Raw genomic sequence first — 23,283 nt, forward strand, 5'->3', positions numbered from 1 at the left:
CAACTTCCTTCTGAAACTAGTAAGGAGGGCGTGCGAAGGAAAGGGGCCAAGCCGATTTTGGGCCGTGTGACAGACTAAAGGAGGGCGAGGAGGCTCTCCTCGTCCGGACCCGCCGCAACCCGAATGTTGGAGTGCAGGCTATCCGGAATGGCCTCGCTGACATTCGCGCTCAGGCACAGCAGGGGCACCCCAAGGAGGGCGCCGAGCGCGTCACCGGTCGTAACCTTGAAAAACTGCCTGGCGGTCTCCCGCGAGTAGAACAGGACGGCGTGGACCGGCCGATGGCAGAGAACTGCTTCCACCGCCCCGGACGCTAGCGGGAGTGGATGCATTCGATAGGCTTCTACCACGTTTACGGCCGCCCCGAGATCGGCCAGTCCTGCTTCCAGTGCGGACGAGCGAGGGTAGCCCGCGAGATAAAGCAGCGGCGAGATCGCAGCCAGTTGAGCGAACTCTCCGCCGAAAAGGCGTATCATGCTGGCACCGGTCCCCTCGGCAATGCGGAGATCGGAAAAACCGGTATCACGCAGCGCCGTGGCCGTGGCTTCCCCGACGGCAAAGACGGTTTCGCCGAGGTGGCTGGAGATCGCATCGCCAAGAGACCACAGGACGCGAACGGCCTCGGCGCTGGTCACCAGGATCGCGCTGTGCGGCTTCTCGAGTGCCTCGCGTACCGGCTCCGGATGCTGCTCGGCCGCGGTGACGGGGAAGGGGACGGGATCGTGCCCCAGAGCCCTCAGCCGCTCCAGGGTCCTGGCCGCGGCTCGTTCGGGACGTGTGACGAGGACGCGCAAGATGCTAGCTCCAGGTCTCGAAGAAACCGGGCCCTGCGGCGGTCCGTACGGTCTCGCCCGCCCTTCGGCCAAGCGCTTCGGCCTCCGCCCGCATTCCGTCGACCTCCACGGAATACTCCTTCTGGCCGTCCGGCGTCAGGATGAGGCCGGAGAAGCGAAGGTGATCGCCGTCGCAGAGGGCATAGCCGGCGATCGGCGTGCGACATGAGCCGTCGAGCGCCATCAGGAAGGCGCGCTCGCAGCTGACGGCATCATAGGTGGGCCGGTCGTTGACGGCTTCCAGCAGTGTATCCACCCGCTTGTCGCCGATGCGGCTCTCGATGCAGATCGCCCCCTGGGCCGGCGCTGGCGGGAAGTGTTCCGGATCGAGCAGTTCCGTGACGACTTCCTCCCTTGCCAGCCGTTTCAGTCCGGCGAACGCAAGCAGGGTGGCATCGACATGGCCCTCGTCGAGCTTGCGCAGCCGCGTGCCGACGGAGCCCCGGAAGATGGTGACCTGTATGTCCGGTCGGATGCGGCGGACGAGGGCCTGCCGGCGAAGTGAGGCTGTGCCGACGGTTGCGCCATCGGGCAGGGCAGTGAGGCTCGGGGCCGTACGGCCGATCAATGCATCACGAATATCCTCGCGCGGCAGGTAGGCCGAGATATGCAACCCGTTCGGGAGAACCGTCGGCATGTCCTTGGAGGAATGAACGGCGAAATCGAGTTCGCCGGATGAAAGCTGCTCTTCCAGTTCCAGCGTGAACAGGCCCTTGCCGCCGATCTCGCTCAGCGGCCGGTCGGTGACGCGGTCGCCCGTGGTGGACAGGACCACGATCTCGAACATCTCCTCGGGCAGGTCATGCGCGGCCATCAGCCGGGCCCGTGTTTCCGCTGCCTGCGCCAGCGCGAGCGGGCTGCCGCGCGTGCCGATCCGGAAAGGTTTTGTTTGCATCCGCTTTCGTCCGTTGTTAACCGGAGGCCTTGGTAACCGGCTTCGCCCTGTCCCGCAATCAACGATAGGCTCATGATGCCCTTTCTGCGCATCCTCGGCATCGAAACAAGCTGCGATGAAACCGCGGCTGCCGTGGTCTGCCGGCATGAAGACGGGCGGGGCGAGATACTCTCTGATGTCGTTTTGTCGCAGCTCGACGAGCATAGCGCCTATGGCGGTGTGGTGCCGGAGATCGCCGCCCGCGCCCATGTCGAGGCGCTGGATGGGCTGGTCGAAGAAGCGCTGGTGCAGGCAAAGGTCTCCCTCTCGGAGATCGATGCGGTGGCCGCCACGTCCGGGCCCGGCCTGATCGGGGGGCTGATCGTCGGTCTGATGACCGGCAAGGCGATCGCCCGGGTCACCGGCAAGCCTCTCTTTGCCATCAACCACCTCGAGGGTCATGCGCTGACCGCCCGGCTGACGGACGGCCTCGCATTTCCCTACCTGATGCTGCTGGTCTCCGGGGGGCACACGCAGCTCGTCCTGGTGCGCGGTGCCGGAGAGTATGAACGCTGGGGCACGACGATAGACGATGCGCTTGGCGAAGCGTTTGACAAGACCGCTAAGCTCCTGGGCCTGCCCTATCCCGGCGGACCTGCCGTAGAGCGCGCGGCGCAGGAAGGGGATCCGGATCGCTTCAAGCTGCCGCGGCCGCTGGTCGGGGAAGCGCGGCTCGACTTCTCGTTCTCCGGGCTGAAGACCGCGGTCCGGCAGGCGGCGACAGAGATCGCCCCGCTCAGCGAAAAGGATGTCGCCGATATCTGCGCCTCGTTCCAGAAGGCGATCTCCCGGACGCTGCAGGACCGGATCGGCCGTGGCCTCGCGCGATTCCGCACCGAATATGCCGACAACCGCATTCAGCCGGCCTTGGTGGTCGCAGGCGGGGTGGCTGCTAACCAGGAGATCCGGCGTACCTTGCAGGCTCTCTGCATCGAACACGGCTTTCGCTTCGTGGCGCCGCCGATGCGACTTTGCACCGACAATGCCGCGATGATCGCCTGGGCGGGTCTGGAGCGTATGGCAGTGGACCTTCCCTCCGATCCGCTCGATGTCCAGCCGCGGTCGCGCTGGCCACTCGATATGAGCGCACAGACCGTGCTCGGGTCCGGCAAACGAGGAGCGAAGGCATGACGGCATCCGAGAACGTGGTCGTCATTGGAGCCGGAGCCTTCGGTACGGCGCTCGCCGCGGTCATGGCCCTGCAGGACCGCCTCAAGGTCACGCTGGTCGGCCGCAATCCGGCCCTGATGAGTGATCTGCGCGACTTGCGGATGCATGACGGAGCCCTGCCGGGTGTTCCGCTTCCGGATGCGCTGGAGTTTTCGGCGGAGCCAGATGCGATTTCAGAGGCGGACATCGTCCTCTTTGCAATGCCGTCGCAGGCGCAGGCCGATGCCGCCCGCCATTATGCTCCCTATCTCAAACATGATGCTGCCGTCGTCACCTGTGCCAAGGGGCTGGAGCGTGCATCCGGAGCGCTGCTGACCGATGTGCTGGAGCGGGAGTTGAGTGACAGGCCAGCTGCTGCGCTGAGCGGGCCTGGCTTCGCGGCGGATATCGTCCGCGGCCTGCCGACGGCGATGACCATCGCGGCGCGCGATGCCGAGCTTGCCGAAAGGCTGGCCGAGTCACTCTCGACCCCGACATTCCGGCTCTATTCGTCGGCAGACCGTATCGGTGTTCAGTTGGGCGGTGCTCTCAAGAATGTCCTGGCGATTGCCTGTGGAATCGTGGAGGGAGCGGGGCTCGGTGAATCCGCGCGTGCCGCCCTCATTTCCCGCGGACTTGCCGAGATGTCGCGTCTGGTGGACGGCATGGGCGGGAAAGCGGAGACGGTGCGTGGACTGTCGGGATTGGGTGATCTCGTCCTGACGGGGACCAGCCAGCAGTCCCGCAACCTTCGCTACGGTATCGCGCTCGGCCAGCAGACGCATAATGGCGGGAGCAGCGAACTGGTCGAAGGTGCGTTCGCGGCGGCGGTCGCCGCTGACCTGGGCAGAAGGCAAGGCGTGGACTTGCCGATCACCAATGCCGTTGCCGACATCATCGCCGGGAAACTTGCCATACCCGAAGCGGTCGAGCGGCTGATGACCCGTCCGATCACCACCGAATGACCAACGGAGAGAATTCCCAGATGCTTTTCGCCTTCCTCTGCACCGACAAGCCCGGCCATCTCAACGTACGAATGGACACCCGCCCGGCGCATCTCGAGCACCTTAACAAGCTGAATGCCGACGGCACGCTGAAGATGGCAGGTCCTTTCCTTGACGACGACGGCAAGCCGAACGGCAGCCTCGTGATCGTCGAGGCGGAAGACATGGCGGCAGCGAGAGCGCTTGCCGAAGCCGATCCGTATTACCAAGCGGGCCTCTTTGAGAAGGTCGAGGTGAAGCCCTACAACTGGGTCTTCAACAAGCCGGAGGCCTGAGACAATGGCGTACTGGCTTTTCAAGTCCGAGCCGAATGTCTGGTCCTGGGAAATGCAGAAGGCCAAGGGACAGGCCGGCGAGGAATGGACAGGCGTTCGCAACTACCAGGCCCGCAACAACATGCGGGCAATGACGCTCGGCGATAAGGGCTTCTTCTATCATTCCAACGAGGGGCTGGAGATCGTCGGGATCGTCGAGGTCTGCGCACTCAGCCATCCCGATTCCACGGCAGGGGATGACGCACGCTGGGACTGCGTCGACATCCGTGCCGTGTGCGACATGCCGAAGCCGGTGACGCTAAAGGACATCAAGGCGAACCCGAAGTTCAAGACGATGTCGCTGGTGACGTCCATGCGGCTGTCCGTGCAGCCCGTGACGGATGAAGAATACCTGGAGATTTGCCGCCTCGGCGGGTTGGAGAATCCGCCTCGCTCGCCGGAATGACCTCGGCGTGAAGACCGATCCGCGCAGCTTCATTCTTGCCAACACGACGCTGCAGGCGCCGCCGCATGTGCCGGAGATTCGCCTGCATCTTGCGGACGAGGCGCATGACCTCTGGCAGAAGACGGAGGATGAACTGGAAGAGATCGGCCTTCCTCCTCCCTTCTGGGCCTTTGCCTGGGCCGGCGGTCAGGGACTGGCGCGCTACATCCTCGATCATCCGGAGACTGTGAGGGGAAAACGCGTGCTGGATGTTGCGACGGGCTCCGGTCTCGTCGCCATCGCGGCCGGCCTTGCGGGGGCGGTGGACGTCCTTGCAGCCGATATCGACCCGTGGAGCTCTGACGCCGTTGCGTTGAATGCTGCGGCTAACGGAGTGGGGCTTCATTGCACCGATATGGACGTGGTCGGCTGCGCTGTCGATGCCGACGTGATTCTGGCAGGCGACGTGTTCTACGACAAGAGCTTTGCGGATAGTCTCCTGCCCTGGTTCAAGCGGCTGGCCGGGCAGGGTGTTGTCGTGCTGGTCGGCGATCCGGGCCGGAGCTACCTACCGAAGGACTGCCTCGAGGGGCTTGCGACCTATGAGGTGTCGGTCACGCGGGCGCTGGAAGACAGCGAGGTGAAGAAGACGACGGTCTGGCGGTTCACCTAGTTGCCGCGGATGACGCAGACGCCGGCTTCGTAAGAACATGCATTCGCCGATCCCCCGAGCCTCAGGCCGCTGTCGACGTGGATGACTGTTGCCTTGGGTGCGAGAATCGGTGCGGGCGTTGCTGGCTGGTTGCGATTGATGACCCAGACGGATCGGCTGAACGTACCGATGCGCCGAAGATGCGTGACGGGGCTGGAATAGCCTACGGACGGACCGGCCTTGTGATAGTGGTGATGGCCGAAGCTGCGCGAGGAGCTGTTCCAGCCGTTTCCGGCAAGAGCGGGATAGGCCCCGGATATCGCGAGGGCGCATGCGAGCGCGGCCACCGTGAAAGGTTTTCCGGTCATCATGACCTCCAGTTCAAGCGTTAACGGAAGGTTAACACAGTTGTCCTAGGGAAGTCGCCATGGCTGTGGGGCTATTGCCGGATTTGGTTAATCCGCAGGGCGGAAGAGGCGGGGATTGAAGGGTTTCGACCCCAATCGATTTAAATTTGAAATCCGTTTGAATTCGCTTGTCGTAGGGTATATCGGGCATTAAACCACGCTCAATGATGCAATGCACATTTCTTCGGCATGGTGCATTGGCGGGTGCAACGCCCGCATGCCGCTTCAACGCCGCGAGGTCCTGATGGCGAATGTGACGAAAAACCGGCCCCTGTCGCCGCATCTGCAGGTTTACAGGTTCATTCCAACCATGGCGATGTCGATCATGCACCGCATTACCGGTGCTGCTCTCTACTTCGGCATGATTCTCATCGCAGCCTGGCTCGTCGCCGCTGCTTCCGGTGAGGAGAGCTTCAACCAGGCGAATGCGCTGTTTGGGTCGCTGGTTGGCCAAATCATCCTCTTCGGCTTTACATGGGCCTTGCTGCACCACCTGCTCGGCGGCCTGCGCCACATCATGTGGGACCTCGGCTACGGCTTCGAGAAGGAATTCTCCACGAAGCTCGCCAAGGCCAATCTCGCCGCTTCGATCGCGCTCACGATCCTCGTCTGGATCGTCGTCGTCATGGTTCGCTGAGGAGAAGTTCATGGATATGCGTACGCCCCTCGGCAAGGTCCGCGGCCTTGGCTCTGCCAAAAGCGGTACTGATCACTTCTGGAAAGTTCGCACCACATCGGTCGCGCTTGTTCCGCTCGTCCTTTTCTACATCGTCTTCCTGATCATGTACGTGGGTCGTCCCTATGCAGAGGTCGTTGGCGCTCTGGCCAACCCATTCGTCGCCGCGATCAACGCGCTGACGGTGCTGGCGACGGTGATCCACATGCGCCTCGGCATGGAAGAGGTGATCCAGGACTATGTCCATAACGAGGGTATGAAGGTCGTGCTTCTCATCCTCAACGCTTCCTTCTCGCTTCTGATCGGCGGTCTCTGTCTTATCGCCGTCCTGAAAATCGCATTTGCAGGATAATCCGCCATGGCATCGATCACTCCCATTGCGCAGGGGACATCCCAGACCGGCAAGGCCTATACCTATGTCGACCACTCCTATGACGTGATCGTCGTGGGCGCCGGCGGCGCGGGCCTCAGGGCGACGCTCGGCATGGCCGAGCAGGGCTTCAAGACGGCCTGCATCACCAAGGTCTTCCCGACGCGTTCCCACACCGTGGCTGCACAGGGTGGTATCGCCGCCTCGCTGACCAACATGACGCCGGATTGCTGGCAGTGGCACCTCTACGATACCGTCAAGGGCTCCGACTGGCTGGGCGATGTCGATGCCATGCAATATCTCGCCATGGAAGCGCCCAAGGCCGTCTATGAGTTGGAACATTACGGCGTTCCCTTCTCTCGGAACGAGGAAGGCAAGATCTACCAGCGGCCGTTCGGCGGCCACATGCAGAACTACGGCGCCGGCCCGCCGGTGCAGCGTACCTGCGCTGCCGCCGACCGCACGGGCCATGCGATCCTGCACACGCTCTACGGCCAGTCTCTGCGCAACAACGCCGAATTCTTCATCGAGTATTTCGCGCTCGACCTGATCATGTCGGACGACGGTCGCTGCACAGGGGTCGTCGCCTGGAATCTGGACGACGGCACGATCCATCGCTTCGCCGCCAAGATGGTGGTGCTGGCAACCGGTGGTTATGGCCGCGCCTACTTCTCGGCAACTTCCGCGCATACCTGCACCGGAGACGGTGGCGGCATGATCGCGCGTGCCGGGCTGCCGCTGCAGGACATGGAGTTCGTCCAGTTCCACCCGACAGGCATCTACGGATCCGGCTGTCTGATTACCGAAGGCGCGCGCGGCGAGGGCGGATACCTCGTGAATTCCGAAGGCGAGCGTTTCATGGAGCGCTATGCGCCGTCCGCCAAGGACCTGGCTTCGCGCGACGTGGTCTCCCGCTGCATGACGCTGGAGATCCGCGAGGGTCGCGGCGTCGGCAAGAACAAGGACCACATCTTCCTGCATCTCGATCACCTGGATCCAGCCGTTCTTCACGAACGCCTGCCGGGCATCTCCGAGAGCGCCAAGATCTTCGCCGGCGTCGACGTGACCCGCGAGCCGATCCCCGTCCTGCCGACCGTGCACTACAACATGGGCGGCATCCCGACCAACTTCTGGGGAGAGGTCCTGAACGCGGACGGTGCCAATCCGGAGCGGATCGCTCCCGGCCTGATGGCTGTCGGCGAGGCCGGCTGCGCGTCCGTCCATGGCGCGAACCGGCTTGGCTCGAACTCGCTGATCGACCTTGTCGTCTTCGGCCGTGCCGCCGCAATCCGTGCAGGCGAGGTGATCGACCGGGCAGCACCCGTGCCGGCGCTCAACACTGCCGCCTGCGACAAGATCATGGACCGCTTCGACCGGCTGCGGAACGCCAATGGCGGGACGCCGACGGCGGTGCTGCGCGACAAGATGCAGCGAACCATGCAGGAAGATGCTGCCGTCTTCCGCACCCAGGAGTCGCTGGAATCCGGCTGCCGCCGCATGTCGGCGATCTGGGACGAGCTGAAGGACGTCAAGGTCACCGACCGCTCGATGATCTGGAATTCCGACCTCGTGGAGACGCTGGAGCTGGAGAACCTGATGGCGAACGCCATCACCACCGTCTACGGCGCCGAAGCACGCAAGGAAAGCCGTGGCAGCCACGCCCGCGAGGACTTTACGGAAGGCCCGTTCGGTGGTCGCGACGACGTGAACTGGCGCAAGCATACGCTTGCCTGGGTCAACGAAGCTGGCGACGTGAAGCTGGACTATCGCCCGGTTCATACGGAACTCATTGCCGATGGCATCGATCCTGCGAAGATCGAGCCCAAGGCCCGCGTCTACTGATCCCGAGAGGACCCGGACATGGTTGAACTCGCTCTACCGAAAAACTCGCAGATGACCGAAGGCAAGGTCTGGCCGAAGCCGGACGGCGCCACCAATCTTCGCGAGTACCGGATCTATCGCTGGAATCCGGACGACGGCCAGAACCCGCGGATCGACACCTACTATGTCGACATCGACGACTGCGGACCGATGGTGCTCGATGGCCTTCTCTACATCAAGAACAACATCGATCCGACCCTGACGCTCCGCCGCTCCTGCCGTGAGGGTATCTGCGGCTCGTGCGCGATGAACATCGACGGCTCGAACACGCTGGCCTGCACCAAGGGCATGGACGACATCAATGGAACGGTGAAGGTCTACCCCCTGCCACACATGCCGGTGGTGAAGGACCTGGTGCCGGACCTGACGAACTTCTATGCGCAGCACCGTTCGATCGAGCCTTGGCTCAAGACGGTTTCGCCGCCGCCGGCGAAGGAGTGGAAGCAGAGCCATGAGGACCGGCTGAAGCTCGACGGGCTCTACGAGTGCATTCTCTGCGCCTGCTGCTCCACCTCCTGTCCCAGCTACTGGTGGAACGGCGACCGTTATCTCGGTCCCGCCGTCCTGCTGCAGGCCTATCGGTGGCTCATCGACTCGCGCGACGAGGCGAAGGGCGAGCGTCTGGACAACCTCGAGGATCCGTTCCGGCTCTATCGCTGCCATACGATCATGAACTGCGCGCAGACCTGTCCGAAGGGCTTGAACCCGGCCAAGGCGATTGCAGAGATCAAGAAGATGATGGTCGAGCGCCGCCTCTAGAGAAATGCGGGGGCATTGCTTGATGTTGAGCAGCGCTGGCCCATGTTCCGCATCAAGGGCATCCCAGGCGGAGAGTTCCGCCCTGTCTTGATTTGAGACAGCTCTTCGCGATAATTCCGCCTTCTTTCATCCATAGCAACGGCAGCAGGCAAAGATCGGAGTGAATGATGAAGTTCAGATATGTCGCAACCGGCTTGGTAGTCGTCGTCGCCCTGGCGGGTTGCCAGCGTACTTCCTATAGCCCATACGACAATCTGCCGTCTCAGCCCGCTCCCCTGCAGGCACAGCCCGTCCCCTCGGTACAGTCCAACCAGCTGCCGCCGCCGGGTGGTGCAAGCCAGTTCCCGACGGCTCCGCAGCAGGAGACCGCCGCGCTTGATCCGAATGCTTCGGCTGCTCCGGCCACGGCGCTCGATGTCACCAAGGAACAGATGGTCGGCAACTGGCGTGTCTCCTATGCCGGTTCATCCTGCGACATGTTCCTGACGCTCACCAATCTCGGCAGCGGTTCGCGCGGCGGCACTCGCGGTTGTGCGGGAGAGCTCACGGCCATGGGATCCTGGGAAGTGTCGGGCAAGATGGTGCAGTTCAAGGATCGCGCGGGCAACGTGATCGGCCGCGTCTACAAGTCGGCCGAGAACCGCTTCGACGGCACCACCAATTCGGGCCAACCGGTCAGCCTGAGCCGCTAAGCGGCGCAGGGAACGCCGCAGCATTTCATGGACGTAATCCCCGACTACACGCACAGCGTCGTAGAGGAGCTGAAGGCCCTGGCGGAGGCCGGGAAGCTGAGGTCGGACCGTGCCCAACTGGATGTTGCGGCCAAGCTGGACCGGGTTCTGGGTGACCTCCGCGATGCTCGGCCTGCCAAGAAGAAGAGTGCGCTCGGCTGGTTGTTTGCCAAGGGCAGCGGACGGCCCAAACCGATCCGCGGGCTCTACATCCACGGCAGCGTCGGCCGCGGCAAGACCATGCTGATGGAAATGTTCTTCAAGCAGGCAGCGACGGACCGAAAGCGGCGCGCCCATTTCCATGAGTTCATGGCGGATGTGCATGGCCGGGTCCATGAGCATCGCATGAAGGTGAAGAACGGCGCGGTGCGTGATCCTGATCCCATCCCGCCTGTCGCCGCGTCGATCTATGCGGAAGCGGAGTTGCTCTGCTTCGACGAGTTCTCCGTCACCGACATTACCGACGCGATGATCCTCGCGCGTCTGTTCACGGAGCTTTTCTCGCTCGGCTGCGTGCTGGTCGCCACATCCAATGTCGCGCCTGAAAACCTCTACAAGGATGGTTTGAACAGGGGGCTGTTCCTGCCCTTCATCGATCTCCTGCGCAGGCATGTCGAGGTCACGACGCTGGACTCCGAGACGGACTACCGGATGCAGAAGCTGGCAAACCTGCCGGTTTATGTCACGCCTCTCGGCCCGCAGGCGGATGCGACCATGGAGTCGACCTGGCACCAGGTGACGGACGGGGCGAAGACGGCGCCGTCCGAGGTGCCGCGGAAGGGGCGCTCCATTCCGGTTCCCGCGGCAGCCGGGCGGACCGCCAGGTTTTCCTTTGCCGACCTGTGCGAGCGTCCGCTGAGTGCAGCCGACTACCTCGCCATCGCCGAACGTTACGACTCCGTATTTCTCGAGCGCGTGCCGCAGCTCGGTCCGGAAAAGCGCAACGAGACGAAGCGGTTCATCAACCTCGTCGACACGCTCTACGACAATGCCATACGTCTTTACGTCTCGGCGGCCGCCCAACCGGAAGACCTGCTGGCCGAAAGACGCGGCACGGAGGGATTCGAATTCGATCGTACGGTTTCCCGTCTCTTCGAGATGCGGAGTGCTGACTATGCCGCGTTGCATCGCCAGCGGCACCGAAACAGTTCCGTGACGCCACTATAAATCTTACGTTTACGTAAGATAATGATGATCTAACCGATTGAAAATGCTGTGGCCAAAAGAACCGGTTGCCAATTTCAACGGTTGTCGGTATGGCGGTGGGCATATTGGCGGGCCGCGAGCCGTGTCAGCCAACAGGTTTTGATCGCGAGAGGAAGCTATTTATGGCGCGCAAGAAGATCGCACTTATTGGTTCCGGCATGATTGGTGGCACGCTGGCGCATCTGGCCGGCCTCAAGGAGCTGGGCGACATCGTCCTGTTCGATATCGCCGATGGTATCCCGCAGGGTAAGGGACTGGATATTGCGCAGTCCTCGCCGGTCGACGGTTTCAATGCCAAGCTGACCGGTGCCAGTGACTATGCCGCCATCGAAGGCGCCGATGTCTGCATCGTCACCGCCGGTGTGGCCCGCAAGCCGGGCATGAGCCGCGATGATCTCCTCGGCATCAATCTCAAGGTGATGGAGCAGGTTGGTGCCGGCATTAAGAAGTATGCACCGAACGCCTTCGTGATCTGCATCACCAACCCGCTCGACGCCATGGTCTGGGCGCTGCAGAAGTTCTCCGGCCTGCCGAAGAACATGGTAGTCGGCATGGCGGGCGTTCTCGACTCCGCACGCTTCCGCCTGTTCATCGCCGAAGAATTCAACGTCTCGGTCCAGGACGTCACGGCATTCGTCCTCGGCGGCCATGGCGACACAATGGTGCCTCTCGCCCGTTACTCGACGGTTGCCGGCATTCCGCTGACGGATCTCGTCAAGATGGGCTGGACGACGCAGGAGCGTCTCGAGCAGATCATCCAGCGTACCCGCGACGGTGGCGCCGAGATCGTCGGCCTGCTGAAGACCGGTTCCGCCTATTATGCACCGGCTGCCTCGGCGATCGAGATGGCTGAATCCTACCTCAAGGACAAGAAGCGCGTCCTGCCTGTCGCTGCTCACCTCACTGGCCAGTACGGCGTGAAGGACATGTATGTCGGCGTGCCGACCGTGATCGGTGCCGGCGGCGTCGAGCGCGTCATCGAAGTCGAATTCAACAAGGACGAAGAAGCGGCCTTCCAGAAGTCCGTCGGCGCGGTCGCCGGCCTCTGCGAGGCCTGCATCAACATCGCTCCGGCACTCAAGTAATCGCACCAGCCAACCATCCAAGGACAAGCTGATGAACATCCATGAATATCAGGCCAAGGCTCTTCTGAAGAGCTACGGTGCGCCGGTCGCGGAAGGCGTGGCCATTATGAAGGCCGAAGAAGCGGAAGCTGCAGCGAAGTCGCTCCCCGGCCCGCTCTACGTGGTCAAAAGCCAGATTCATGCCGGCGGCCGCGGCAAGGGCAAGTTCAAGGAACTGGGTCCTGACGCGAAGGGCGGCGTCCGTCTCGCAAAGTCCGTCGACGAAGTCATCGCCAACGTCAAGGACATGCTCGGCAACACGCTGGTGACCGCCCAGACCGGCGACGCCGGCAAGCAGGTCAACCGCCTCTACATCGAGGATGGTGCGGACATCGCTCGCGAACTCTACTGTTCGCTGCTGGTCGATCGCTCCGTTGGCCGCGTAGCCTTCGTCGTGTCGACCGAGGGGGGGATGGATATCGAAGCCGTTGCCCACGACACGCCTGAAAAGATCCATACGATCGCCATCGATCCGGGAACCGGCGTGACGGCGGACGACGTGTCGAAGATTTCCAAGGCGCTCGAACTGACGGGTGCTGCGGCCGAGGACGCGAAGACCCTCTTCCCGATCCTCTACAAGGCCTTCTCCGAGAAGGACATGTCGCTGCTCGAGATCAACCCGCTGATCGTCATGCAAAACGGCCATCTGCGCGTTCTCGACGCCAAGGTTTCGTTCGACGGCAATGCGCTGTTCCGTCACGACGACGTGCGGGCGCTGCGTGACGAGACAGAGGAAGACGCCAAGGAAATCGAGGCCTCCAAGTGGGACCTCGCCTATGTGGCTCTGGACGGCAACATTGGCTGCATGGTCAACGGTGCCGGTCTCGCTATGGCGACGATGGACATCATCAAGCTCTACGGCAAGGAACCGGCGAACTTCTGCGACGTCGGCGGCGGCGCCGGCAAGGAGAAGGTGGCGGCAGCCTTCAAGATCATTACCGCCGACCCGAAGGTCGAGGGCATCCTCGTCAACATCTTCGGCGGCATCATGCGCTGCGACGTGATTGCGGAAGGCGTGGTTGCTGCGGTGCAGGAGGTTGGCCTGAAGGTTCCGCTCGTCGTGCGCCTGGAAGGAACCAACGTCGAGCTCGGCAAGAAGATCCTGAACGAATCCGGCCTCGCGATCACTGCGGCTGACGACCTTGACGACGCGGCGAAGAAGATCGTCGCGGCGATCGAAGCCTAACCTGGAAGGACCGCAAAATGTCTATTCTCGTCAACAAAGACACCAAGGTCATCGTCCAGGGCCTGACCGGCAAGACCGGCACCTTCCACACTGAACAGGCGCTCGCCTACTACGGAACCAAGATGGTTGGTGGCGTGCACCCGAAGAAGGGTGGCGAATCCTGGTCGTCGGGCGTCGACGGCACCTCGCTGCCGATCTTCACCTCCGTTGCCGAAGCCAAGGAGCGGACCGGCGCCGACGCGACCGTGATCTACGTTCCGCCGGCGGGTGCCGCGGACGCGATCATCGAGGCGATTGAGGCTGAAGTCCCGTTCATCACCTGCATCACCGAGGGCATCCCGGTCATGGACATGGTGCGGGTGAAGGCCAAGCTCGACAAGTCGAAGTCGCGCCTGCTCGGCCCGAACTGCCCGGGCATCCTGACGCCGGAAGAATGCAAGATCGGCATCATGCCGGGCTCGATCTTCCGCAAGGGGTCGGTCGGCATCGTGTCGCGTTCCGGCACGCTGACCTACGAGGCCGTGTTCCAGACCTCGAACGAGGGCCTCGGCCAGACGACGGCCGTCGGCATCGGCGGCGATCCTGTCAAGGGCACCGAGTTCATCGACGTGCTAGAAATGTTCCTTGCCGACGAAGCGACGCAGTCGATCATCATGATCGGCGAGATCGGCGGCTCGGCTGAGGAAGACGCAGCCCAGTTCCTGATCGACGAAGCCAAGAAGGGCCGCAAGAAGCCGATGGCAGGCTTCATTGCCGGCCGTACGGCTCCGAAGGGTCGCACCATGGGCCATGCCGGCGCCGTCGTTTCCGGCGGCAAGGGTGATGCGGAATCGAAGATCGCGGCCATGGAAGCGGCCGGCATCAAGGTTTCGCCATCCCCGGCGCGCCTCGGCAAGACGCTGGTTGAAGTCCTCAAGGGCTGAGGCCACATAGCGATGCGTTGACCGCATCGGATACGCTTCGGGCCGGCGACGAGGAACATGCGTCGCCTGCCCGGGTTCAGCGTCGGTAGACGCGGTGTGCCGGCCTAGCGCCGGCGATTGCAGTTTGATGGCGGTGGCCGGCGCCCAGTCTCCGGCCTTCAATTATGTCAGGAGGCGGACGCGGCGTCCGCAGTAGAACCATGGCACGGCAAGAAGCCAACGAGCAGTTTCTCATCACCTCCTTCCTGGACGGCGCCAATGCCTCCTATATCGAGCAGCTCTATGCCCGGTACGAGGAGAACGCCAATTCGGTTGGGCCGGAATGGCAGTCCTTCTTCAAGGCGCTCGCCGACAACCCGGAGGACGTGAAGAAGGCAGCAGCCGGTGCGTCCTGGCAGCGCCGGAACTGGCCGGTTACCCCGGGTGGTGACCTGGTCGCGGCGCTGGACGGCAACTGGCCGATGGTGGAGAAGGCGATCGAGGGCAAGGTCAAGGCGAAAGCCGAGGCCGCCGCTGCCTCATCCGGCACGGTCGTCAATGAGGCCGAAGTGCTGCAGGCCACCCGCGATTCCGTACGTGCCATCATGATGATCCGCGCCTATCGCATGCGCGGCCACCTGCACGCCAAGCTCGATCCGCTCGGGCTGGCCATCCCGGTCGAAGATTACGACGAGCTTTCGCCGACTTCCTACGGTTTCACGGAAGCCGACTATGATCGCCGGATCTTCATCGACAACGTGCTCGGGCTGGAATACGCGACCATCCCGGAAATGCTCGACATCCTGAAGCGGACCTACTGTTCGACCATGGGCGTCGAGTTCATGCACATCTCCAATCCCGAGGAGAAGCAGTGGATCCAGGAGCGGATCGAAGGGCCCGACAAGGGCGTCGAGTTCACGCCGAACGGCAAGAAGGCGATCCTGCAGAAACTGGTCGAGGCCGAAGGCTACGAGCAGTTCCTCGACGTGCGCTTCAAGGGCACCAAGCGCTTCGGTCTCGATGGCGGTGAGTCGCTCATCCCGGCGCTCGAGCAGATCATCAAGCGCGGCGGACAGGAAGGCCTCGAAGAGATCGTGCTGGGCATGGCCCACCGCGGTCGCTTGAACGTGCTGACGAACGTCATGGGCAAGCCGCATCGCGCGGTGTTCCACGAGTTCAAAGGCGGATCGTTTAAGCCGGACGACGTCGAAGGCTCGGGCGACGTCAAGTATCACCTCGGCGCTTCCTCCGACCGCGAGTTCGACGGCAACAAGGTGCACCTGTCGCTGACCGCGAACCCCTCGCACCTGGAGATCGTCAACCCGGTCGTCATGGGCAAGGCGCGAGCTAAGCAGGACATGCTGGCCAAGACGTTCGACAAGGACGGCATCATTCCGCTCAACGAACGGGCGAAGGTTCTGCCGCTGCTGCTGCACGGCGATGCTGCCTTTGCAGGCCAGGGCGTCGTGGCCGAAATCCTCGGCTTGTCCGGCCTGCGCGGTCACCGCGTCGCGGGGATGATCCACTTCATCATCAACAACCAGATCGGATTTACGACGAACCCCGCGTTCTCGCGCTCGTCGCCTTATCCGTCCGACGTGGCCAAGATGATCGAAGCGCCGATCTTCCACGTCAACGGCGACGATCCGGAGTCCGTCGTCTATGCCGCCAAGGTGGCTACCGAATACCGGATGAAGTTCCACAAGCCGGTTGTCGTGGACATGTTCTGCTACCGCCGCTTCGGCCACAACGAAGGCGACGAGCCGGCGTTCACGCAGCCGAAGATGTACAAGGTCATCCGCGCGCACAAGACGGTGGCCCAGCTCTACGCAGAACGCCTGATCGCCGAAGGGCTGATCACCGATGGCGAGTTCGAGAAGATGAAGGCCGACTGGCGCGCTCACCTGGAACAGGAATTCGAGGCCGGCCAGACCTACAAGCCGAACAAGGCTGACTGGCTCGATGGCGTCTGGTCAGGGCTGCGCTCTGCCGACAATGCCGACGAGCAGCGCCGCGGCAAGACGTCCGTGCCGATGAAGCAGCTAAAGGAGATCGGCCGCAAGCTGTCGACTATCCCGGAGGGCTTCAACGCGCACCGCACGATCAAGCGCTTCATGGAAAACCGCGCCCAGATGGTGGAAACGGGCGAGGGGATCGACTGGGCGATGGCGGAAGCGCTGGCCTTCGGCTCGCTGGCCGTGGAGGGCACCAAGATCCGCCTGTCGGGCCAGGACTGCGAGCGCGGCACCTTCTCGCAGCGCCATTCGGTCCTCTATGACCAGGAGACTGAAGAGCGCTACATCCCGCTTTCCAACCTCGCGCCGACACAGGCGCGGTACGAGGTCATCAACTCGATGCTCTCCGAAGAGGCGGTGCTCGGATTCGAGTATGGCTATTCGCTGGCGCGTCCGAATGCGCTAACGCTCTGGGAAGCGCAGTTCGGTGACTTCGCCAACGGCGCGCAGGTCGTCTTCGACCAGTTCATCTCGTCGGGTGAGCGCAAGTGGCTGCGCATGTCGGGCCTCGTCTGCCTGCTGCCGCACGGTTACGAAGGTCAGGGTCCCGAGCATTCGTCTGCCCGTCTGGAGCGCTGGCTGCAGATGTGCGCCGAGGACAACATGCAGGTCGCCAACTGCACGACGCCGGCGAACTACTTCCACATCCTGCGCCGGCAGGTGAAGCGCGACTTCCGCAAGCCGCTGATCCTGATGACGCCGAAGTCGCTGCTGCGTCACAAGCGGGCGACGTCAACCCTCGCGGAGATGGCCGGTGAGTCTGCCTTCCATCGCCTGCTGTGGGACGATGCGGAAGTCATCAAGGACGGCCCGATCAAGCTGCAGAAGGATGCCAAGATCCGTCGCGTCGTCATGTGCACCGGCAAGGTCTACTACGATCTGCTGGAAGAGCGCGAGAAGCGCGGCATCGACGACGTCTACCTGCTTCGCATCGAGCAGCTTTACCCGTTCCCGGCGAAGGCGCTGATCAACGAGCTGTCCCGCTTCCGCAATGCGGAGATGGTCTGGTGCCAGGAAGAACCAAAGAACATGGGTGCGTGGGCGTTCATCGACCCCTATCTGGAATGGGTGCTGGCGCATATCGATGCCAAGTACCAGCGGGTTCGTTACACCGGCCGCCCTGCAGCGGCATCGCCGGCGACGGGCCTGATGTCGAAGCACCTCGCCCAGCTCGAAGCATTCCTCGAAGACGCGCTTGGCGGCTGATCTGGCCGCCAGCGACAAGATCGACATTCTAGAGAAACGGAAACACTCCATGGCCACCGAAATCCGCGTCCCTACCCTCGGCGAGTCCGTCAGTGAGGCAACAGTCGGCACCTGGTTCAAGAAAGTCGGCGATACCGTGAAGGCGGACGAGCCGCTGGTCGAGCTCGAGACGGACAAGGTTACCGTCGAGGTTCCGGCACCGGCTTCGGGCGTGCTCACGGAAATTGTCGCACAGAACGGCGAGACCGTCGGGCTCGACGCACTTCTCGGCCAGATCGCCGAAGGTGCCGCCGGTGCGGCACCGGCTGCTCCCGCCAAGGCCGAAGCGCCCGCCAAGGCCGCCGAAGCGGCTCCTGCCAAGACCGCCGAGCCGGCACCGGCCGCCAAGGGCACCTCCGACATGCCGGCAGCACCCGCCGCCGCCAAGATGCTGTCTGAAAACAATCTGTCTGCCGATCAGGTGGAAGGATCCGGCAAGCGCGGGCAGGTTCTGAAGGGCGATGTGATCGCCGCCGTCGCCAAGGGCGTCTCGACTCCTGCCGCATCCGCTGAGGCTCCGAAGGCCGCGCGCGCGCCGTCGACGACCGAAGATGCGGGACGCGAGGAACGGGTGAAGATGACGCGCCTGCGCCAGACGATCGCACGCCGCCTCAAGGACGCACAGAACACTGCTGCCATGCTGACCACCTATAACGAGGTGGACATGAAGGCGGTGATGGACCTGCGCAACCGCTACAAGGACATCTTCGAGAAGAAGCACGGCGTGAAGCTCGGCTTCATGGGCTTCTTCACCAAGGCCGTCACGCACGCGCTGAAGGAACTGCCGGCCGTCAATGCCGAGATCGACGGCACCGACATCATCTACAAGAATTACTGCCACATCGGCGTCGCCGTCGGGACCGACAAGGGCCTTGTCGTCCCGGTCGTGCGTGATGCGGACCAGATGTCGATCGCAGAGATCGAGAAGGAAATCGGCCGCCTCGGCAAGGCCGCCCGTGATGGCCAGCTTGGCATGGCCGACATGCAGGGTGGCACGTTCACCATCTCGAATGGCGGCGTCTACGGTTCACTCATGTCCTCGCCGATCCTCAACGCGCCGCAGTCGGGTATCCTCGGCATGCACAAGATCCAGGAGCGTCCCGTTGCCATCGGCGGTCAGGTTGTCATTCGTCCGATGATGTATCTGGCCCTCTCCTACGACCACCGGATCGTTGACGGCAAGGAAGCCGTGACCTTCCTCGTGCGCGTCAAGGAAAGCCTGGAAGATCCGGAGCGCCTGGTTCTCGACCTGTAAGGTCTGAAGAAGAGGGAAGAGCAGCATGGACCCCGCCTCGGCAAACGCCACCCATCTGGTGATCGTGCTGTGCCTGAGCGTTGTCCTGCTGTTCTTCCATATCCTGCTGCAGGGCATGCTGGCGACGCGGGAGCTTGGTTCGGCCTGGAATGCCGGACCACGCGACGAGGAACGGCAGCCGCAGGGTGTTCTTCCCGGGCGAGCCGCCCGCGCGTCGAAGAACTTCCAGGAAACCTATCCTGCATTCATCGGGCTTCTCCTCGCGCTTGCATTCATGGGCGATCCGTCGGGTGTCGGCATCGCCGGCGCCTGGACCTGGCTCATCGCCCGCATCGTCTATATCCCGCTCTACCTGGCAGGCGTGCCTTACATCCGCTCGCTCGCATGGCTGGTGAGCGTTGTTGGTCTCGTCGTCATGATGGCAACGCTTTTGTTCTGAGAGATCGCGTCATGCAGGCCTACTTCATCGAACTGATCTCGCTGATGGCCATTTTCTCCTTCGCCATCGTCTCGCCCGGCGCGGATCTCGCGATGGTGATGCGGCAGGCGGTGGTTCACGGCCGGCGGCAGGCGATCATCACAAGTTTCGGCATAGGAGCGTCGCTGATGCTCCACGTCACCTACACCATCCTCGGCCTAGGGCTGATCGTGTCGCAGTCTGTCTACCTGTTCAACCTGGTGAAATGGCTGGGCGTCGCCTATCTGATCTATATCGGTGTGAAGGCACTGAGGGCGGGCAGGACCGAGATCGCCATCTCGGCGGAGACCGAATTCGGCGCTGTTCGACGTCAGACTGCTTTCAAGGCATTTATGCTTGGCTTCGCCGCCAACGCACTCAATCCGAAGGCGGTCTTCTTCTTCCTGTCGATCTTCTCGACCGTCGTCAGCGCCCACACGCCGATGGCGATCAAGTTCGGCTACGGCATGGTGATGGCAACCTGCCTCATTCTGTGGTTCGTGGGCGTGAGCGCGTTCATGACCACGCCGCGCATGCGCTCGGCGTTCTCGCGCGCCAGCAAATGGATCGACCGGACCAGTGGCGTGGTGTTCATCGCGCTCGGTATCAAGCTTGCGACTGAAAAAGCGGCCTGAGGGCCATTCTCGAAATATCGGCGGTGACGCCGCCAGAAACAGGACCAGGATTTAGAACATGGCTTATGATGTCGTCGTAATCGGAAGCGGACCCGGTGGTTATGTCTGCGCCATCAAGGCTGCCCAGCTCGGGCTGAAGGTTGCCGTGGTCGAGAAGCGTGCCACCTATGGCGGCACCTGCCTGAATGTCGGCTGCATTCCCTCCAAGGCCCTGCTCCACGCTTCGGAGATGTTCCATCATGCCGCCCACGGCATGGATTCGCTTGGCGTCGAGATACCGGCTCCGAAGCTCAACCTCGAGAAGATGATGGCGCACAAGGATGCGACCGTGAAGTCGAACGTCGACGGCGTCGCGTTCCTGTTCAAGAAGAACAAGATCGACGGCTTGATCGGAACCGGCAAGATCGTTGCGGCCGGCAAGGTCGCGGTGACTGCCGAGGACGGCAGCACCCAGGAACTGGAGACGAAGAACATCGTCATCGCCACTGGTTCCGACGTTGCCGGCATTCCCGGCGTCAATGTCGACATCGATGAGAAGGTGATCGTTTCCTCCACCGGCGCAATCGCACTCGACAAGGTGCCGCAGCATCTGGTCGTGGTCGGCGGGGGCGTCATCGGCCTTGAGCTCGGCTCGGTGTGGATGCGCCTCGGCGCGAAGGTGACGGTCGTCGAATACCTGGACAACATCCTCGGCGGGATGGACGGCGAGGTATCCAAGCAGTTCCAGCGCATGCTGGCCAAGCAGGGAATGACCTTCAACCTGGGAGCAAAGGTGACCGGGGTCGAAAAGTCCGGCGCCGGTGCCAAGGTCACGTTCGAGCCTGTGAAGGGCGGCGAGGCGCAGGCGATCGAGGCGGATGTCGTGCTGATCTCCACCGGCCGCAAGCCCTATACGGCTGGCCTTGGCCTCGACGAGGCGGGCGTGGCGCTCGACAATCGCGGCCGGGTCGAGATTGACGGGCATTACAAGACGAATGTCGATGGCATCTATGCGATTGGCGACGTGGTGAAGGGTCCGATGCTTGCTCACAAGGCAGAAGACGAAGGCGTGGCGCTCGCGGAAATCCTCGCCGGCCAGCATGGCCATGTGAACTACGACGTCATTCCTGGCGTCGTCTACACGCAGCCGGAAGTCGCTTCGGTCGGCAAGACCGAGGAAGAGCTGAAGGCGGCAGGAGTGGCTTACAAGGTCGGAAAGTTCCCCTTCACCGCGAACGGCCGCGCCCGCGCGATGCAGGTGACGGACGGCTTCGTGAAGATCCTCGCCGACAAGGAGACCGATCGCGTGCTCGGTGGCCACATCGTCGGCTTCGGCGCCGGCGAGATGATCCACGAGATCGCCGTGCTGATGGAGTTCGGTGGATCCTCGGAAGATCTTGGCCGCACCTGCCATGCGCATCCGACCATGTCGGAAGCGGTGAAGGAGGCAGCCCTCGCCACCTTCTTCAAGCCGCTCCACATGTAGAAACGCAAGACGGGAATTAAATCTTCTTCATCTTGAAGGCCGCAGCTTGCCACGCAGGCTGCGGCCTTTAACATCCGGAAGCAATTGCCGCGCAACGTTTTGACGAAAGGCAAGACAATGGCTTCCGACGCTGTTTCCTATTCTGTTTCCCAACGCATCCTGCACTGGCTGGTCGTCGCTCTGGTCTTCTTCAACCTTCTGCTTCCGGAAGGCATGGAAGAGTGGAATCGCGCAGTTCGAGAAACGGGTGCGGCGACCGCCGAGCAGGTGGCGAGCGCCAACCTTCACGCCTATGCAGGCATCCTGATCGCGATCCTCACCATCTGGCGGATCGTGCTGCGGCTGACCATGAAGAACCCGACACTGCCTGTGGAGGAGCCGCCGCTCTTCCGGCTTGCCGCCAAGGCTGCGCACGGACTGCTCTACGTGTTGCTGCTGGTCCTGCCGTTGACCGGCGCTGGTGCCTACTATCTCGGCAACAAGCAGGCGGGCGACTTTCACGGAGGACCGCTGAAGGCGCTCCTGTGGCTTCTGATCGTCGCGCATGTCCTGGGCGTGCTGGCGCACCAGTTCTACTGGAAGACGAACGTCATGAAGCGAATGACGGTCGGTTAGTGCTCACCGGGAACGGCTGACGGTGAAGCCCTGCCTGCGCAGCAATTCGACCAACCCGTCCTCGCCCGGCAGGTGCAGGGCACCAACAGCCACGAAGGCGCCGCCCTCGGCAAGAATGGGTGCGGCGCGCTCCGCCATCCGATGGTTCCGGGCGGAAATCACCGCGCTCTCGAAAGCGGCGTAGGCGCTCTCGTCCCCTTCCGTCAATGTCGGGGTCAGCGCCTTCAGCGCGGGAATGGTCAGGCCCGTTTCGCCTGCCAGGTAGAGTTCGGTCATCGTCTCCACGACATCGTCTATCCGGTCACCGAGCCTGATCGTCTCGACCAGAGCCTGGAGGTGGAAGTCGATCGGCATTTCAGCCATCGCCGCCAGCTGCTCCTGAAGCGTTTCCAGGCCTTTCACGGGCTTGCCGGACGCCATGGCATCAAGGGCGATCTTCTTGTCGAGAAATATCGCACCGTCTGCCTTGCGCGCCGATTCGCAGGCTGAAGTCGCCACAAAGCCCGCCAGCATCCAGGGTTTCATGCGCGACACTGCGGAAAGGACGAGACCCCTTTCTTCCAGCCCTTCCTTCAGGACCACCAGATCTTCGGGGGGCAGGAGGTTCTCGATCGACCGGCCATCCGTGAACATGGTCAGTTCAGGTCTGGCCAGGATGGCGGCGGCCGCCCTCCGCTCGTCGAGGATCTCGTCGGATTCGATGACGATCACCCGTGCGGCTGCGTGCGCCTCTGCGGCGCTCGGCGGCATCTTCAGGACACGCGGATCAGTCACGTGCATGGTGCCCAGCATATAGGACGGAGAAATGCCTTCGCGCTCGACCTTCCAGAAGAGACCCTGGCCGTTCACCACGTCTCGGCCCTCCGCCATCACAGCGGCGTAGGCCTGTGGATCCTCACGCTGCAAGCCTTCCAGCAGGTTCTTGCCGTGACATGCAGTCTCTGCTCTTGCCGGAGCGTACATGAGAAGGATCATCAGCAGGGACATCAGCGCCAACAGGTGGCCGGCGGCGAGCAGCCAAAGTGCAGTTGCGGACAGCTGGTGCAGCAAGCGCCGTGGCAGCGGGAAGAGGGCTTGGGTCGT

Annotated in this window: 24 protein-coding genes; 20 read left to right on the forward strand and 4 right to left on the reverse strand. The window is 62.8% G+C overall.

Features of this window, described 5'->3' with window-relative positions:
- Nucleotides 1-74: 74 nt before the first annotated feature.
- Together ACEPP2_RS08790 and hemC are read right to left on the reverse strand one after the other, a co-directional pair.
- On the reverse strand, nt 75-794 hold the full coding sequence (locus ACEPP2_RS08790; protein ID WP_395516348.1) for a uroporphyrinogen-III synthase: 720 nt from the start codon (nt 792-794) through the stop codon (nt 75-77).
- A gap of 4 nt (nt 795-798) precedes the next feature.
- A complete protein-coding gene (hemC, locus tag ACEPP2_RS08795) occupies nt 799-1,728 on the reverse strand; it encodes a hydroxymethylbilane synthase (RefSeq protein WP_395516349.1) in 930 nt (309 codons plus the stop codon).
- 72 nt (nt 1,729-1,800) lie between these two features.
- Here hemC and tsaD point away from each other — a divergent pair, with 72 nt between their 5' ends.
- Genes tsaD through ACEPP2_RS08820 form a run of 5 tightly spaced genes read left to right on the forward strand, consistent with a single transcriptional unit; the run spans nt 1,801 to nt 5,292 of the window.
- A complete protein-coding gene (gene tsaD, locus ACEPP2_RS08800; RefSeq protein WP_077549337.1) occupies nt 1,801-2,898 on the forward strand; it encodes a tRNA (adenosine(37)-N6)-threonylcarbamoyltransferase complex transferase subunit TsaD in 1,098 nt (365 codons plus the stop codon).
- The gene (locus ACEPP2_RS08805) at nt 2,895-3,881 is read left to right on the forward strand and encodes an NAD(P)H-dependent glycerol-3-phosphate dehydrogenase (RefSeq protein ID WP_281977183.1); all 987 of its coding nucleotides are present in this window, start codon (nt 2,895-2,897) and stop codon (nt 3,879-3,881) included. Before tsaD ends, ACEPP2_RS08805 begins: the two co-directional genes overlap by 4 nt.
- 20 nt (nt 3,882-3,901) lie before the next feature.
- The gene (locus ACEPP2_RS08810; protein ID WP_077549338.1) at nt 3,902-4,195 is read left to right on the forward strand and encodes a YciI-like protein; all 294 of its coding nucleotides are present in this window, start codon (nt 3,902-3,904) and stop codon (nt 4,193-4,195) included.
- A gap of 4 nt (nt 4,196-4,199) precedes the next feature.
- Entirely contained in the window at nt 4,200-4,640 is a 441-nt protein-coding gene (locus tag ACEPP2_RS08815; RefSeq protein WP_077549339.1) for an EVE domain-containing protein, read from the forward strand.
- A 7-nt stretch (nt 4,641-4,647) separates the two neighbouring features.
- Nucleotides 4,648-5,292, forward strand: coding sequence for a class I SAM-dependent methyltransferase (locus tag ACEPP2_RS08820; protein ID WP_395516350.1), 645 nt, complete (start codon nt 4,648-4,650; stop codon nt 5,290-5,292).
- On the opposite strand, the gene ACEPP2_RS08825 is transcribed toward ACEPP2_RS08820, so the two are convergent.
- The gene (locus tag ACEPP2_RS08825; protein WP_395516351.1) at nt 5,289-5,639 is read right to left on the reverse strand and encodes a hypothetical protein; all 351 of its coding nucleotides are present in this window, start codon (nt 5,637-5,639) and stop codon (nt 5,289-5,291) included. The genes ACEPP2_RS08820 and ACEPP2_RS08825 overlap by 4 nt on opposite strands.
- Nucleotides 5,640-5,922: 283 nt before the next feature.
- On the opposite strand from ACEPP2_RS08825, the gene sdhC reads away from it, so the two are divergent.
- The 15 genes from sdhC to ACEPP2_RS08900 all read left to right on the forward strand — a co-directional run bounded on the left by sdhC (nt 5,923) and on the right by ACEPP2_RS08900 (nt 22,200).
- Nucleotides 5,923-6,315: a succinate dehydrogenase, cytochrome b556 subunit gene (gene sdhC / locus ACEPP2_RS08830; RefSeq protein WP_052642298.1), complete on the forward strand. Its 393-nt coding sequence runs from the start codon at nt 5,923-5,925 to the stop codon at nt 6,313-6,315.
- 10 nt (nt 6,316-6,325) lie between these two features.
- Nucleotides 6,326-6,706 carry a succinate dehydrogenase, hydrophobic membrane anchor protein gene (gene sdhD / locus ACEPP2_RS08835; protein WP_077549342.1) on the forward strand — a complete coding sequence of 127 codons (381 nt, stop codon included), beginning with the start codon at nt 6,326-6,328 and terminating at the stop codon, nt 6,704-6,706.
- 6 nt (nt 6,707-6,712) lie between these two features.
- Nucleotides 6,713-8,566 carry a succinate dehydrogenase flavoprotein subunit gene (sdhA, locus tag ACEPP2_RS08840; protein WP_395516352.1) on the forward strand — a complete coding sequence of 618 codons (1,854 nt, stop codon included), beginning with the start codon at nt 6,713-6,715 and terminating at the stop codon, nt 8,564-8,566.
- A gap of 18 nt (nt 8,567-8,584) precedes the next feature.
- On the forward strand, nt 8,585-9,364 hold the full coding sequence (locus tag ACEPP2_RS08845) for a succinate dehydrogenase iron-sulfur subunit (protein WP_077549344.1): 780 nt from the start codon (nt 8,585-8,587) through the stop codon (nt 9,362-9,364).
- A gap of 167 nt (nt 9,365-9,531) precedes the next feature.
- Nucleotides 9,532-10,056 carry an AprI/Inh family metalloprotease inhibitor gene (locus tag ACEPP2_RS08850; protein WP_395516439.1) on the forward strand — a complete coding sequence of 175 codons (525 nt, stop codon included), beginning with the start codon at nt 9,532-9,534 and terminating at the stop codon, nt 10,054-10,056.
- 27 nt (nt 10,057-10,083) lie between these two features.
- Entirely contained in the window at nt 10,084-11,262 is a 1,179-nt protein-coding gene (gene zapE / locus ACEPP2_RS08855) for a cell division protein ZapE (RefSeq protein ID WP_395516353.1), read from the forward strand.
- A 161-nt stretch (nt 11,263-11,423) separates the two neighbouring features.
- Nucleotides 11,424-12,386, forward strand: a complete 963-nt coding sequence (gene mdh, locus ACEPP2_RS08860; protein WP_052640373.1) for a malate dehydrogenase — start codon at nt 11,424-11,426, stop codon at nt 12,384-12,386.
- 31 nt (nt 12,387-12,417) lie between these two features.
- Entirely contained in the window at nt 12,418-13,611 is a 1,194-nt protein-coding gene (sucC, locus tag ACEPP2_RS08865) for an ADP-forming succinate--CoA ligase subunit beta (RefSeq protein WP_395516354.1), read from the forward strand.
- A gap of 17 nt (nt 13,612-13,628) precedes the next feature.
- Entirely contained in the window at nt 13,629-14,534 is a 906-nt protein-coding gene (gene sucD / locus ACEPP2_RS08870) for a succinate--CoA ligase subunit alpha (RefSeq protein ID WP_281977188.1), read from the forward strand.
- A gap of 200 nt (nt 14,535-14,734) precedes the next feature.
- A complete protein-coding gene (locus tag ACEPP2_RS08875) occupies nt 14,735-17,734 on the forward strand; it encodes a 2-oxoglutarate dehydrogenase E1 component (RefSeq protein WP_395516355.1) in 3,000 nt (999 codons plus the stop codon).
- Nucleotides 17,735-17,783: 49 nt separating this feature from the next.
- On the forward strand, nt 17,784-19,028 hold the full coding sequence (odhB, locus tag ACEPP2_RS08880; RefSeq protein WP_395516356.1) for a 2-oxoglutarate dehydrogenase complex dihydrolipoyllysine-residue succinyltransferase: 1,245 nt from the start codon (nt 17,784-17,786) through the stop codon (nt 19,026-19,028).
- A 25-nt stretch (nt 19,029-19,053) separates the two neighbouring features.
- Nucleotides 19,054-19,467 (forward strand): MAPEG family protein, encoded by a 414-nt coding sequence (locus ACEPP2_RS08885; RefSeq protein ID WP_395516357.1) that lies wholly within the window; start codon nt 19,054-19,056, stop codon nt 19,465-19,467.
- 11 nt (nt 19,468-19,478) lie between these two features.
- Nucleotides 19,479-20,120 carry a LysE family translocator gene (locus ACEPP2_RS08890; RefSeq protein ID WP_395516358.1) on the forward strand — a complete coding sequence of 214 codons (642 nt, stop codon included), beginning with the start codon at nt 19,479-19,481 and terminating at the stop codon, nt 20,118-20,120.
- Nucleotides 20,121-20,178: 58 nt separating this feature from the next.
- Nucleotides 20,179-21,585, forward strand: a complete 1,407-nt coding sequence (gene lpdA, locus ACEPP2_RS08895; RefSeq protein WP_395516359.1) for a dihydrolipoyl dehydrogenase — start codon at nt 20,179-20,181, stop codon at nt 21,583-21,585.
- 117 nt (nt 21,586-21,702) lie between these two features.
- Nucleotides 21,703-22,200 (forward strand): cytochrome b, encoded by a 498-nt coding sequence (locus ACEPP2_RS08900; RefSeq protein ID WP_395516360.1) that lies wholly within the window; start codon nt 21,703-21,705, stop codon nt 22,198-22,200.
- Nucleotides 22,201-22,203: 3 nt separating this feature from the next.
- Here the strand turns inward: ACEPP2_RS08900 and ACEPP2_RS08905 are convergent, their stop codons facing one another.
- Nucleotides 22,204-23,187: a TraB/GumN family protein gene (locus tag ACEPP2_RS08905; protein ID WP_395516440.1), complete on the reverse strand. Its 984-nt coding sequence runs from the start codon at nt 23,185-23,187 to the stop codon at nt 22,204-22,206.
- Nucleotides 23,188-23,283: the final 96 nt, after the last annotated feature.

Origin of the sequence: Pseudorhizobium flavum, from assembly GCF_044142885.1 — a bacterium.
GTDB lineage: Bacteria > Pseudomonadota > Alphaproteobacteria > Rhizobiales > Rhizobiaceae > Neorhizobium > Neorhizobium flavum.